This window comes from Tabrizicola flagellatus, assembly GCF_046295235.1.
In the GTDB taxonomy this organism is placed as follows: Bacteria; Pseudomonadota; Alphaproteobacteria; order Rhodobacterales; family Rhodobacteraceae; genus Tabrizicola; species Tabrizicola flagellata_A.
On sequence record NZ_JBKBLV010000006.1, the window covers coordinates 1 to 13329 of the forward strand.

A 13329-nucleotide genomic window follows, 5' to 3' on the forward strand; every position below is an offset into this window, starting at 1 on the left:
AGCCCGAAGGCCCGATGAAGGCCGTAACCGCCCGGTCCCGGATGTCCACGTCCACGTCCTTCAGCGCGTGGTTCTGGCCGTAATAGACCTGCACCCCCCGCGCCGAGATCTTCGCCGTCGCATTCTCCACGGCCGCTGCCGCCGCCCGAATGTCATCCATGACCTGCTCCGTGCCGCCAACATGGGCGATCGCCCACATTGCTCTAGACCGCCATGGTGAAGCATGTGCGACGATTTTGTAACAGAAGAATGACACGCCCGCCCCCCCTTGCAGCCGACCAGGCGGCTGGGCACAGTCTGCCGAGCCTGACCGGAGCATGCCCGTGACCCCACCACCCTATCGCTGGCCCGACCCCGACCGTGATTATGCGAACGGTGCCTTCATCCCCGGTGCAGCCGCCTATCCGCAGCGTTGGGCCGAAGCCGCCGCAGCCTTCCGGCAGGCCATGGGACGGCGCGCCGAGCTGGATCTCGCCTACGGCCCCTCCCCGCGCGAAAGGCTGGACCTGTTCCTGCCCGATGGGCCGCCGAAGGGCGTGGTGATCTTCGTCCACGGCGGCTACTGGCACCTGTTCTCGAAATCGCACTGGTCGCATTTCGCCGCCGGCCCCCTGGCCCGCGGCTATGCGGTCGCCATGCCCGGCTACACTTTGGCCCCGGCGGCCCGGATCGCCGAGATCACGGCCGAGATCGCCCGGGCCGCCTGGTTCGTCGGAACGCGCGTGCCCGGTCCGGTGGTGGTGACCGGACATTCGGCCGGTGGACATCTGGCCGCCCGGATGGGTTGCGCCGACATCCCGGTTCCGGTGGCCCGGGTGGTGCCGATCTCGCCCCTGTCGGAAATGGGGCCGCTGCTGGCCACCGGGATGAACGCGACGCTGAAACTGGACGAGGCCGAGGTCGCCGCGGAAAGCCCGGCCCGGCAGCGTCTCCGCGACGGGGTCGGCGCGCATGTCTGGGTGGGCGCAGGCGAACGCCCGGCCTTCCTCTGGCAGGCCCGCGTCCTGGCCGAGGAATGGGGCTGCCCCTGGACCGTCGATCCCGGACGGCACCACTTCGACGTGATCGAGGGTCTCCGCGACCCCGACTCTCCGCTCTGCGCGGTGCTGATGGACGGGCTCTGACCGGGGCTGTCCACGCCGGACAGTCCCGCCACGCCCAGCAATTCCAATGCCCTGGCTGCGGACATTCACGTCCCGTAAACCAAGGCGCAATCCCTCCGGACCGCTCGTCGTGCGACCCTGTCGCCTCCTCGCCGGGCGGCCCCCGGCGAGGAGCGACGCAGTCGACGACGAGCGTCCGGTCAGAGCATCGCCGCCTCGGCCCTCCGCGCCTCGGCCTCGCGTTCGGCCTCGATCCGCGCCTTGCGGCGGCGGTTGATCTCGTAGACCAGCGCCAGCACCAGGGTCACGCAGATCAACAGGAACGCGAGCGCGTTGATCGTCGGCGTGATCCCCGACCGCACCTTCGAGAACACGTAGACCGTCAGCGTATCCGCCCCGCCCCGGGTGAACTGGGTGACGTTGAAGTTCTCGATCGACTGGAAGAAGGCTACCGCCGCCCCGGCCCCGATCGCCGGGTAAAGGTGCGGCAGAAGGATCCGGCGCATCACCTGGGCGTGGCTCGCGCCGAGGTCCAAAGCCGCCTCTTCCAGCCCCGCATCAAAGCTTTGCAACCGCGCCAGCACCAGAAGCATCACCATGGCGGCGATGTAGCTGACCTGCCCGAGGACCGAGAGGTGCAGGCCAGGAATGAAAGGCCAGGGCTTGCCGTCCGGTCCGAACAGCGCACCGCCCAGTTTGGTCCACATGATCATGGTGGAAATGCCGATCACCACGCCTGGGATCAGGATGGTCGAGATCATCAGGCCATAAAGCACCGTGCGCACCCGGCCCGAGATCGAATTGATCAGGATCGCCGAGGCGGTGCCGATGATGACGGCGATCACCGCCACCGCCAGCGCGACCCAGAGCGTGTTGACGAAGGCCCACATCATGCGCTGGTCGTTGACCATCTCGGTGAACCAGACCGTCGTCCAGCCCTTCCACGGCACGATCGAGGGCAGCTTGCTGTCGTTGAACGCCGCCCCGGACATGACGACCAGCGGCGCCAGAAGGAAGACGAGAAACAGCACCATGTAGAGATGCGCGAGGTTCTGTCGCACTTTGTGCATGGCGGCTCCCTACTTCGCGATGTCCGACAGCTTCACGCGGAACACCCACATCGCCAGCGTGACGAAAAGGGTACAGACGAGAAGCAGCAGGAAGGCATAGGCCGAGGCCGTGTTCCAGTCGAGCGCGTCCTTGAACCACTGGTCGATGGTCTGGGTGAACCATTGCGAGGTGGTGGAACCCAGGATCGAGGGCACCAGCAGCGAGCCTGCCGACAGCATGAACACCATGACCGAACCCGAGGCGATGCCCGGCTTGGCATGGGGCAGCACGATGCGCCAGTGGATCTTCCACCAGGGCGCGCCCAGGTCCTCGGCCGCCTCGATCTGGTTCGAATCCAGCGACTGGATGGCGTTGTAGACCGGGAACAGCATGAACAGGACGTAGGTATAGACCAGACCGATCACCACGCCGGCATAGCCCATGTTGGTCCAGCGGATCGGGTCCTCGATCAGGCCGATGCCTTGCAACAGCGCATTGAGCGGCCCCTTGAAGGCCAGGATGATCCACCAGGCGAAGGCCCGCAGCACCTCGGACACCCAGAGCGGGATGAAAAGCAGCAGAAGCAGCGTCGGCAGCGACTTGGGGTTGACGATCTTGGCGAGGTAATAGGCCAGCGGATAGGCCATCAGGAAGCAGATCACCGTGACCAGCATCGAATAGAAGATGGTCAGCGAGAAGGTGTAGACATGCACCGGGATGGTGAAGGCGAAGCCGAGGAACGACTTTTCCACCTTGCCGTCGAATACCTTGAGGTAGTTGTTCAAGGAATAGGTGTCGCGCGGGCCGCCTATCTCGACCACCGGCAGATAGGGCCGGAAGCTTTGTTCGAACAGCGTGATATTCGGCACGATGACCAGCATCAGCAGCCAGAAGGCCACCAGAAGCCCCATCATGAAGGTCAGGCCCGGCCCATAGCGGCGAAGAAGGTCCTGCATCGGATCAGCTCCTGACGTTTGCGTCGGGTAGAAGCGCCGCGCGGGCGGGGTCGAAGCTCGCGTGCAACCGCGTCCCCAGTTCCGGCACCGTGGCCAGCCCGTCGTTGCGGATCTCGGCGGAAAGGATCATGCCCTTCTCGGTCCGGGCATGGACCGAGATGAAGGCGCCCTCGAAGGCGACTTCCGTCACCGTGACCGGGATCGAGTTTTCTCCCGCCCGGTCGGACAGAAGCGTGTGCTCTGGCCGGACGTACAGCTTGACCGGCTTGCCCTGCGCCTCGGGGGCGATGCGCGCGCGGAAGCTGCCCTCGGGCGTCTCGAAGGCGGCCATGCCATTGGACACCGCACCCACAGTGCCGGTGAAGATGTTGTTCTCGCCCACGAAACTGGCGACGAAGCCGTTCACGGGGTTGTTGTAGATGTCCTTGGGATCGGCGATCTGCTGGATGCGGCCCTGGCTCATGACGCCCACCCGGTCGGACATGGCCAAGGCCTCGCCCTGGTCGTGGGTGATGTAGATGAAGGTCACGCCAGTCCGCTTCTGGATCGCGCGCAGTTCCGCGCGCATGTGCTGGCGCAGCTTCAGGTCCAGCGCCGACAGGGGTTCGTCCAGAAGCATCACCTGCGGCTCGACCGCCAGCGCCCGCGCGATCGCCACGCGCTGCTTCTGCCCGCCCGACAGCTGGCTGACCATCTTGTCGGCCGCACCGGGCAGATCGACCAGTTTAAGCAATTCCTCGGCCTTCCTGCGGCGGGTGGCCTTGTCAACGCCCCGAACCTCCAGCCCGAAGGCGATGTTTTCCCAGATCGGCATCAGCGGGAAAAGCGCAAGGTTCTGGAAGATCAGCGCGGTCGGGCGCTGGTTCGGCCGTGTGCCCTTCACATCCTTGCCGCCGATGCGGATCGTGCCCTCGGTCGGCTCGATGAAGCCCGAGACCATGCGCAGGATTGTGGTCTTGCCGCAGCCCGAGGGGCCCAGGAACGAGAAGAACTCGCCGGGGCGGATGGACACGTTTGCATTATCCACGGCGCGGAAGGTGCCGAAATCGCAGCACACGTTTTCAAGATCGATACCGGCGCTCATGGCGCGTCTGTCTCCCTGAGGTCGTTTCTTGTTTTGGGGTGCAGGCTAGCAGGCCGGCAGGCCAGCGCAATGTGTATCGCCAGATCGCGGCAGAGTTTGCGTCCAGATTCCGTGCCAGCGCCCATAAAAGTCACGCCGGGCCGCTGGGGCCCGGCGTGGATCGCGGCAGGACGGCGATCAGGCCGCCTTGTACTTGTCGGCGTATTCGGTCCGCTTGGCGATGAACTCGGCCGACTGTTCCGGCCACCACCACAGCTTGTTCAGGGCCTCGTCGTTGAAGGTGCCGTTGTAGTATTCCGCCACCGCCGGGTCCATGAACTCGCTCGAGCCCTTGCCGACCGGGTTCGACGAGAAGGCGGTCGCCCAGAGCGCCGAGCCTTCCGGGGTCGAAGCCCACTTGGCCCATTCGTGCGCCTGCTCGACGTTCTTGGCGTTCTTCATCAGCACGAGGCCCTGGTGCCAGGCGAAGGCGCCTTCGGCCGGGGCGATGTACTTGTAGCCGTCATTGCGCAGGTTGAAGCCGGTCGAATCCCAGCACAGGCCGATGGTTGCACCGTTGGCGGTGAAGCCGGCATTGGCCTCGTTCTCGCCCGACCACCACTGCACGACGTTGCCCTTGGCCTTGATCGCCTCGGCCAGCGCGATGTCCCACAGCTCGGTCATCGCGGCCATGTCGGTGTAGCCGTCCATCCACGGGCGCGGCAGCTTGCCCTGGGCGTCCAGCCAGCGGCCCATCGCGGCCAGCGTCGAATGGGGGCGCAGCACGGCCGGGTTCTCCGGGTTGAACAGGTCGCCCAGCGAGGGCGGCGAGGACAGCTTGGCCTCGGCCTCGTTCACCACCAGCGCCTCGGTGCCCCAGTTTGACGGGACGTAGAACAGCTTGCCATCGGCGCGGCTGCGCTCGCCCGCCGCACCGTCGGCCAGGCCCGGCAGGTAGTTGTCCATCGCCAGTTTCGATTCGTCCCACGGCTGCAAGAGGCCGTTCGAGTTCCAGCCGCCCCAGCGGTCGATCGTCGGCTCGATCACGTCGATGCCGCCGGCTTCCAGCGCGACCTTCGCCTCGGCGAACATCGTGTCCTGGTCCGGCAGTTCCTTGAAGTTGACCTTGATGCCGGTCGCGGCCTCGAAGGTCGGGAAGATCTTCTCCTGGAACAGCGGATAGCCGGCCCAGCCGGTGAAGTTCAGTTCGCCCGACGAGGCAAGCGCCTTCGACGAGATGATGGCCGGAGCGGCCAGGATGCCGGCCCCGGCGGCCGAGCCCTTCAGGAACCGGCGGCGGCTGAAGGCAGAAGTGTCATGTTTCACGGTTGGTCTCCCAGTTTGATATCCCAAAGGCGCGAGCTGTCCCCGGATCTTTTCGTTCACGCGGGCGCGCTGGCCCCTCATTGCAATGCCCATGTAACAGGACGTTGTCAGCCTCAGGCGGCGGCCCATGCCGGGGAAGCTTCTCCCGCTTCGGGTGGGGCTGTCAACGACGCTCTGCGGCTCTTCAACCTGCGGTGAACCCCTGGCAGGGCCGCTGCACGCTGTGGCACTACCCTGCCGTCTGCCGGGCATCCCCGAACCCGCAGCCGGAGCCACGCGGACGGCGCGCGCCGAGTGCGCCGCCCTGCCCGGCCCCGCTGCATCCGTCGCCGCCGCAGGGCAAGAAAACCGTTGCATTTCGGTTCCGAAATGTTTCGGATACCTATCAAAGGGGTTTGAGTCAGATTGAATCGCCCATGGCCACGCTGAAAGACATTGCCCGCAGTCTCGACCTGTCGATCACCCAGGTCAGCCGGGCGCTGAACGATCATTCCGACGTCAGCGAGGAAACCCGGCTGCGCGTCAAGGCCACGGCGCGGGCGATGAACTATCACCCGAACGTCTCGGCCCGCAAACTGGTCTCGGGCCGGTCCGGCATCGTCGGCCTCGTGGTTCCGCAGCACCGCAACATTGGCCAGGACGGCATCTTCATGGAGGTTGTCGCAGGGTTGTCGGCCCAGTTCTCGGGCCGGGGGATGCAGTTCGTGCTGCACATCATGGCCGAACAGGAACCGCCGCTTCCTGTCTACCAGAAATTGATCGGCACGGCGCTTCTGGACGGCTTCGTCCTGATCGACCCGATGGAACGGGACCCGAGGATCGACTTCCTGCGCCGCGCCGGGATCGCCTTCGTCGTCCACGGCCGCAGCGGGGAAACGATCGACTATCCCTACTTTGATATTGAAAATGAACAACTTGCCTATGATCTGACCGAATATCTTCTTGCGCGCGGGCATCGGCGGATCGCCTTCCTGAACGGTATCGCCGGTCGAAGCTATGTCAGCAGGCGCGAGGCCGGCTATCTGCGCGCCCTGGGGGCTGCCGGGACGCCGCACATCCCCGAGTTGCATCTGAACGGCGACATGGACGAGGCGCAGGGCCTGACCGGGACCATCCGCCTCTTCTCGGGCAACGCCCCGCGTCCCACGGCGATCGTCTGCGGCAACGTCCGTCTGGCCCGCGGCGCCTACCAGGCCCTTGCCGCGCTTCGACTTTCGGTGCCGGGCGACGTCTCGGTCGTGGCGCATGACGACGAGTTACCGGCCCTGCGCGCCTCGGCCTTCTTCCCAGCGCTGACCGTGACCAAGGCCCCGCTGCGCGACAGCTGGGAGCCGCTGGCCGATTGCCTGGCCGGAGCGATCGCGGGCAAGCCGCTGGCCGGACTGCAACGCGTAGGCCACTACAGCTTCATCGAGCGTAACTCGGTCGCCCCGCCAGCCGACCGTTGACCCACATCGAATCGTTGACCGAAAGCGCTTTGGATACTATCTTTTCCGAAACGTTTCGGGATCGTCCGGACGTTTTTGCACCGAAGAAGGCATGCCACACCGGCGGCCCCAGGGAGGAAAACCAATGACCATCATGAAAGGCCGCGCCTTGCGCGCGACCGCCACCGCAGCCATGCTTGCAGTGTTCGGCGCCCCGATAGCGGCAGAAGAACTGTTCTATGTCTCCGGCGCCGTCGGCAACGCCGTCGAGAACTTCAAGGCGCTGGTCAAGCCGTGGGAAGAAGCCACCGGCAACACCGTGACGCTGGTCCCGATGCCGGCCTCGACCACCGACCAGTTCGGCCAGTACCGGCTGTGGCTCGCCGCCGGCGCGACCGACATCGACCTCTACCAGACCGACGTGATCTGGGCGCCGCAGCTGGCCGACCACTTCGTGGACCTGACCGAGGCCGCCAAGGACCTTATCCCGCAGCACTTCCCCTCGATCATCGAATCGCAGACCGTGAACGGCAAGCTGGTCGCGCTGCCGATCTTCACCGACGCGCCCGCGCTCTACTACCGCAAGGACCTGCTGGAGAAGTACGGCAAACAGCCGCCGAAGACCTGGGCCGAGCTGACCGAGACCGCGCAGATGATCCAGGACGCGGAACGCGCCGAGGGCAAGAAGGACCTCTGGGGCTTCGTCTGGCAGGGCAACGCCTATGAAGGGCTGACCTGCGATGCGCTGGAATGGGTCAAGTCGCACGGCGGCGGCCAGATCGTCGAGCCGGACGGCACGATCTCGATCAACAACCCGAACGCGGTCGCGGCGCTCGAGCAGGCGAAATCCTGGGTCGGCACGATCAGCCCGGCAGGCGTCCTGGCCTACCAGGAAGAGGAAGCCCGCGGTGTCTGGCAGACCGGCAACGCGGTCTTCATGCGCAACTGGCCCTATGCCTACACGCTGGGCAACGGCGACGACTCGGCGGTCAAGGGTCTCTTCGGCGTGACCACCCTGCCGGTCGGCAAGGAAGGTGATCCGTCGGCGGCGACGCTGGGCGGCTGGAACGTGGCCGTGTCCAAATATTCGACCAAGCAGGAAGCCGCGATCAGCCTGGCGATGTATCTCGCCGGCCCCGAGGCGCAGAAGCAGCGCGCGATCGCCGAATCGAACCTGCCGACGATCATCGCACTTTACGACGATCCCGACATCGCCGCCGCGCAGCCGATCATCCCGCAGTGGAAGGACGTGTTCCTGAACGCCGTTCCGCGGCCCTCGGCGCCCACGCTCGGCAAGTACAACGAAGTGTCGGCGAAGTTCTGGTCGGCGGTCCACAACACCCTGTCCGGCAAGGGCTCGGCGGCCGAGAACCTGGAACTGCTCGAAATCGAGCTGAACGACATCAAGGGGTCGGGCTGGTAAGTCCTCCCGGACCTGACTGACCCCACCGGCGGGCGGCTCCTGACCCCAGCAGCGGCCGCCCGCCTCGACAACAGACGGGCCTCGGAGGGGGGGCCCGCAGGGGAGGGACACATGTCAACACAGAACGGGACATCCAATGCCGGGGGGCTCAGCCTTACCCAGCAGCGCCAGCGCGCGGCCTTCTGGTTCATCGCGCCGATGCTGGCGGCACTGTTCTTCGTCGCGGCCTGGCCGCTGATCCGCACGATCTGGTTCTCGCTGACCAACACGGCGCTGTCGAACCTGTACGGCGGCGAGTTCATCGGCTTCGACAACTACCTGTCGCTGCGCATCCTGGAATCGGGGCGCTGGATCTGGCGCGGGACGCTGGTCGATCCGGCCTGGTGGAACGCGGTCTGGAACACGGTGCGCTTCGCCTTCGTCTCGGTCTTCTTCGAGACCGTCCTGGGCCTGATCGTGGCGCTGGTCCTCAACGCGGAATTCAAGGGCCGCGGCATCGTCCGCGCCGCGATCCTGATCCCGTGGGCGATCCCGACCATCGTCAGCGCGAAGATGTGGGCCTGGATGCTGAACGATCAGTTCGGGATCATCAACGACATCATGCTGAACCTCGGGCTCATCAGCCAGAAGATCGCCTGGACCGCCTCGACCGAGACGGCAATGTATGCCGTCCTCATGGTCGACATCTGGAAGACGACGCCCTTCATGGCGCTGCTGATCCTCGCGGGACTCCAGATGGTCCCCCGCGACATCTACGAGGCGGCAAAGCTGGACGGCATCAACCCGGTCAGGGTGTTCTTCAGGATCACCCTGCCGCTGATCCGCCCCGCGCTGGCCGTCGCGATCATCTTCCGCATGCTCGACGCGCTGCGCATCTTCGACCTGGTCTATGTGCTGACTCCCAACTCGGCCGCCACCAAGACCATGTCGGTCATCAGCCGCGAGAACATGATCGACTTCGACAAGTTCGCCTATGGCGCGGCGCAGTCCACGCTGCTCTTCGCCATCATCGCCGTCTTCGTCAGCCTCTACATCTGGCTGGGCAAGGTCGATTTGTCCGGGGAGGGCCAGAAATGAGCGGTCAGAAGCTTCTGTCGACCATCGGCTTCTACGCGCTGGTCGTGGTGATCGTCGTCTTCTCGGTCTTTCCGTTCTACTACGCGATCGTGACCTCGTTCACGACCGGGACGGACCTGTTCAAGATCAACTACTGGCCCCGGGTCTTCTCCTGGGCCAACTACGAGACGGTGCTGGGCGGGCGCAACTTCGTGCGCTCGATCTGGAACTCGGTCTTCATCGCAACGACGACCGTGGTCTTCGCCCTGTTCCTCGCCGTCACCGCCTCCTACGCGCTGGCCCGGGTGCGGTTCCGGGGGCGGGGGCTTCTGCTCATGATGATCCTCGCGGTGTCGATGTTCCCGCAGATCGCGGTCCTTGCCGGCCTGTTCGAGCTGGTGCGCTTCCTCGGCATCTTCAACACGCCCTGGGCGATGATCCTGTCCTATGTGATCTTCACCCTGCCCTTCACGGTCTGGGTGCTGACCACCTTCATGCGCGACCTTCCCGTGGAAATCGAGGAAGCCGCCATCGTGGACGGCGCTACCCCCTGGATCATCATCACCAGGGTCTTCCTGCCGCTTCTCTGGCCCGCCCTGGTGACGACCGGCCTCCTGGCCTTCATCGGCGCCTGGAACGAATTCCTGTTCGCGCTCACCTTCACCTCGTCCGAGACGACCCGGACGGTGCCGGTGGCGATCGGCCTTCTTTCCGGCGCAAGCCAGCAGGAGATTCCCTGGGGTCCGATCATGGCGGCCTCGGTCATCGTGACCGTTCCGCTCATCATCCTCGTCCTCATTTTCCAACGCAAGATCGTCGCGGGGCTCACCGCGGGCGGCGTGAAGGGCTGACATCATGGCAAAGATCGAACTGAAGAACGTCACCAAGTCCTATGGCGCCGTCCAGGTCATCAAGGGCATCGACCTGACCATCGAGAAGGGCGAGTTCATGGTCTTCGTCGGGCCTTCGGGCTGCGGCAAGTCCACGCTTCTGCGCCTGATCTCGGGGCTGGAGGAGATCACCACCGGCGACATGCTGTTCGACGGGGAAAGGGTGAACAACCTGATCCCGTCCAAGCGCGGCATCGCCATGGTGTTCCAGAGCTACGCGCTGTATCCGCACATGAAGGTCTATGACAACATGGCCTTCGGGATGAAGCTGGACAAGACCAGCGACGCCGAGATCAGGAAGCGCGTGGAGAACGCCGCCAAGCTGCTCCAGATCGACCACCTGCTCGACCGCCTGCCGAAGCAGCTGTCGGGCGGCCAGCGCCAGCGCGTCGCCATCGGCCGCGCCATCGTGCGCGACCCGCGGGTGTTCCTGTTCGACGAGCCGCTCTCGAACCTCGACGCGGCGCTGCGGGTGCAGACGCGGCTCGAGATCGCGAAACTCCACCACTCGATGTCGAACGTCACCATGATCTATGTGACGCACGACCAGGTCGAGGCGATGACCCTGGCCGACCGGATCGCGGTCCTGCGCGACGGGCGGCTGGAACAGGCGGGCACGCCGGCCGAGCTTTACGAGCATCCGAACTCGCTCTTCGTCGCGGGCTTCATCGGCAGCCCGAAGATGAACTTCCTGACCGGCAAGTTCGCCGAGGCCGAGGGCTGCACCACGCTCGGCGTCCGGTCGGAACATCTGGAGGTGGTGGACAACAGCCCCTGGACCGGCGAGGTCCTGCACGTGGAGGACCTGGGCTCGGACCATTTCCTCTTCGTGGAGATCGGCAGCGACGAACCCGTCATCGTCCGCCGCCCCGGCAAGGCGACGATCCCGGTGGGCACCCGCGTCTCGATCGCGCCGAAGCCCGGTCATCTCTACCGCTTCGACAAGGACGGCAAGCCCGTCCGCTGACACCTGTCCCGCGCGCTTGGGGCCGATCCCGGGCGCGCATCATTTCCAAGGAGACTATCCATGACCATCCGCGTCACCGTGTGGGGCGAGAACGTCCACGAGCAGAAGAACAAGGTGGTGGCCGAGGTCTACCCCAAGACCATGCACGGCACGATCGCCGAGTTCCTGAACAAGGAAGACGGGATCACCGCGACCACGGTCACGCTGCAGGACCCCGAACACGGGATGACCGCTTCGAGGCTCGCGGAAACCGATGTCCTGATCTGGTGGGGCCATGCCGCCCATGGCGAGGTCAAGGACGAGGTGGTGGAGCGCGTGGCCGAGGCCGTCTGGTCCGGCATGGGCGTGATCTTCCTGCATTCCGCGCATTTCTCCAAACCCTTCAAGCGTCTGATGGGCGCGCCGTGCAACCTCTCGTGGCGCGAGGCCGGGGAACGGGAGCGTCTGTGGGTCACCTCGCGCCAGCACCCCATCGCCCGGGGGATCCCCGACCACTTCGAGATCGAATACGAGGAAATGTATGGCGAGCCCTTCGGCGTGCCGGAGCCGCTGGAAACCGTCTTCGTGTCGTGGTTCCAGGGCGGCGAGGTGTTCCGGTCGGGCCTGACCTACCGGCGCGGCGCGGGCAACATCTTCTACTTCCGCCCGGGGCATGAAACCTATCCGACCTATCACCAGCCCATGGTGCAGAAGGTCATCGCGAACGGCGTCCGCTGGGCCTTCAACCCCGAGGCACGGCTGGCCAAACCCACCGATGCCCCGAACCGGCCGATCGGCAAGACGCTGGAGCCCTTGGAGGAACGCGGGCCCCGCCTGCACCACGACGGCGAGGCGGGGTTCCGCTGATGCAGCCCGTCCGCCTCCTGATCCTCGGCACCGGCGGCATGGCGAAGAACCATGCCGAACATTTCGCCGCCATCCCCGGCGTAACGCTCGTCGCCGGGATCGACACCCGGCCCGAACAGCTCGCCGCCTTCCGTGCCGCCCATGACATCCCGCATGGCTTTGCCTCGGTGGACGAGGCCCTTGCCTGGGGCGAGTTCGACGCGGTGACGAACGTCACGCCCGACGCCGCCCATTACGCGACCACCCTGCCCTTGCTGGCGGCGGGCAAGCATGTGCTGTGCGAAAAGCCGCTGGCCACCAATGCCGCCCATGCACAGGAAATGGCGGCGGCGGCGGCCAGGGCGGGCGTCGTCAACATGGTGAACCTCACCTACCGCAATGTCCCGGCCCTGCAGCAGGCCGCCCGGATGGTGCGCGAGGGCGCCATCGGCGACATCCGGCATTTCGAGGCGTCGTATCTGCAAAGCTGGCTCACCCAGCCCGCCTGGGGCCACTGGGACCGCGAGCCGCAATGGCTCTGGCGGCTGTCCACACGGCATGGATCGAAGGGGGTGCTGGGCGATGTCGGCATCCACATCCTCGACTTTGCGACCTTCATCGCCGGGATGGAGGCGACGCAGGTCTCCTGCCTCCTCCAGACCTTCGACAAGGCGCCGGGCGGGCGGATCGGCGATTATGTGCTGGACGCCAACGACAGCGCGACGATGCAGGTCCGGCTGGCCAATGGCGCGCTCGGCACCGTTGCGGCGACGCGCTTTGCCACCGGGCATCTCAACGACCTGCGGCTTCGGCTCTACGGGCTGAAGGGCGGAATTGAGGTGCGCTTCGAGAAGGGAATCAGCGCGCTGCGCGCCTGTCTGGGCGAGGAGGACATTCGCGAGGGCCGCTGGCACGACGTGGACTGCCCGCCCGTGCCGACCGTCTATCAGCGCTTCATCGCCGCGATCCGCGGCGAGGGCCCCGCCGAGCCCGATTTCGCCCGCGGCGCCGCATTGCAGGTGCTGCTCGACAAGGCCGAGGCCTCGGCAGGCCAGGACGGGAAACTGCTCGCGGTCTGACCCGTCCGGCGACGGGAGCCGAAAGGAGCGCTGACGCGCAAGCCTTTGCTCTCGTCGTCGGCCTGCGCCTCCTCCTCGGAGGGCGCTCCGCGCGGGAGTATTTGGAAAAAGGCAATTGCACTTGCCCTTTCACAAATACTCTCGGGGGGTTTGGGGGGCGAAGC

General features: G+C 65.7%; 12 protein-coding genes and 1 pseudogene. 8 read left to right on the top strand and 5 right to left on the bottom strand.

All coding sequences use genetic code 11. From position 1 onward, the window contains the following. Nucleotides 1-160, bottom strand: a pseudogene (locus ACK4IU_RS03505) (phosphate ABC transporter ATP-binding protein); the annotation flags it as partial. A gap of 163 nt (nt 161-323) precedes the next feature. On the opposite strand from ACK4IU_RS03505, the gene ACK4IU_RS03510 reads away from it, so the two are divergent. Continuing rightward, nucleotides 324-1124, top strand: coding sequence for an alpha/beta hydrolase (locus ACK4IU_RS03510; protein WP_409731729.1), 801 nt, complete (start codon nt 324-326; stop codon nt 1122-1124). Nucleotides 1125-1303: 179 nt separating this feature from the next. Here the strand turns inward: ACK4IU_RS03510 and ACK4IU_RS03515 are convergent, their stop codons facing one another. The 4 genes from ACK4IU_RS03515 to ACK4IU_RS03530 all read right to left on the bottom strand — a co-directional run bounded on the left by ACK4IU_RS03515 (nt 1304) and on the right by ACK4IU_RS03530 (nt 5498). After that, a complete protein-coding gene (locus ACK4IU_RS03515) occupies nt 1304-2173 on the bottom strand; it encodes an ABC transporter permease (RefSeq protein WP_409731731.1) in 870 nt (289 codons plus the stop codon). A gap of 9 nt (nt 2174-2182) precedes the next feature. After that, nucleotides 2183-3109 (bottom strand): ABC transporter permease, encoded by a 927-nt coding sequence (locus tag ACK4IU_RS03520; protein ID WP_409731733.1) that lies wholly within the window; start codon nt 3107-3109, stop codon nt 2183-2185. A gap of 4 nt (nt 3110-3113) precedes the next feature. Further along, nucleotides 3114-4193, bottom strand: a complete 1080-nt coding sequence (locus ACK4IU_RS03525; RefSeq protein WP_409731735.1) for an ABC transporter ATP-binding protein — start codon at nt 4191-4193, stop codon at nt 3114-3116. 177 nt (nt 4194-4370) lie between these two features. Beyond that, the gene (locus ACK4IU_RS03530) at nt 4371-5498 is read right to left on the bottom strand and encodes an extracellular solute-binding protein (protein ID WP_409731737.1); all 1128 of its coding nucleotides are present in this window, start codon (nt 5496-5498) and stop codon (nt 4371-4373) included. Between the two features lie 416 nt (nt 5499-5914). Between ACK4IU_RS03530 and ACK4IU_RS03535 the strand changes: the two genes are divergently transcribed. The 7 genes from ACK4IU_RS03535 to ACK4IU_RS03565 all read left to right on the top strand — a co-directional run bounded on the left by ACK4IU_RS03535 (nt 5915) and on the right by ACK4IU_RS03565 (nt 13165). Next, nucleotides 5915-6946 carry a substrate-binding domain-containing protein gene (locus tag ACK4IU_RS03535; RefSeq protein WP_409731740.1) on the top strand — a complete coding sequence of 344 codons (1032 nt, stop codon included), beginning with the start codon at nt 5915-5917 and terminating at the stop codon, nt 6944-6946. A 124-nt stretch (nt 6947-7070) separates the two neighbouring features. After that, nucleotides 7071-8348 (top strand): ABC transporter substrate-binding protein, encoded by a 1278-nt coding sequence (locus ACK4IU_RS03540; RefSeq protein ID WP_409731741.1) that lies wholly within the window; start codon nt 7071-7073, stop codon nt 8346-8348. A gap of 111 nt (nt 8349-8459) precedes the next feature. Further along, nucleotides 8460-9425: a carbohydrate ABC transporter permease gene (locus ACK4IU_RS03545; protein ID WP_409731744.1), complete on the top strand. Its 966-nt coding sequence runs from the start codon at nt 8460-8462 to the stop codon at nt 9423-9425. Beyond that, nucleotides 9422-10255, top strand: coding sequence for a carbohydrate ABC transporter permease (locus tag ACK4IU_RS03550; RefSeq protein WP_409731746.1), 834 nt, complete (start codon nt 9422-9424; stop codon nt 10253-10255). The genes ACK4IU_RS03545 and ACK4IU_RS03550 overlap by 4 nt, the downstream gene beginning before the upstream one ends. Before the next feature lie 4 nt (nt 10256-10259). After that, nucleotides 10260-11261 (top strand): ABC transporter ATP-binding protein, encoded by a 1002-nt coding sequence (locus ACK4IU_RS03555; RefSeq protein ID WP_149588868.1) that lies wholly within the window; start codon nt 10260-10262, stop codon nt 11259-11261. A gap of 60 nt (nt 11262-11321) precedes the next feature. Further along, nucleotides 11322-12107 (top strand): ThuA domain-containing protein, encoded by a 786-nt coding sequence (locus tag ACK4IU_RS03560; protein WP_409731749.1) that lies wholly within the window; start codon nt 11322-11324, stop codon nt 12105-12107. Continuing rightward, nucleotides 12107-13165, top strand: a complete 1059-nt coding sequence (locus ACK4IU_RS03565) for a Gfo/Idh/MocA family protein (protein ID WP_409731751.1) — start codon at nt 12107-12109, stop codon at nt 13163-13165. The genes ACK4IU_RS03560 and ACK4IU_RS03565 overlap by 1 nt, the downstream gene beginning before the upstream one ends. The last annotated feature ends 164 nt before the right edge of the window (nt 13166-13329 follow it).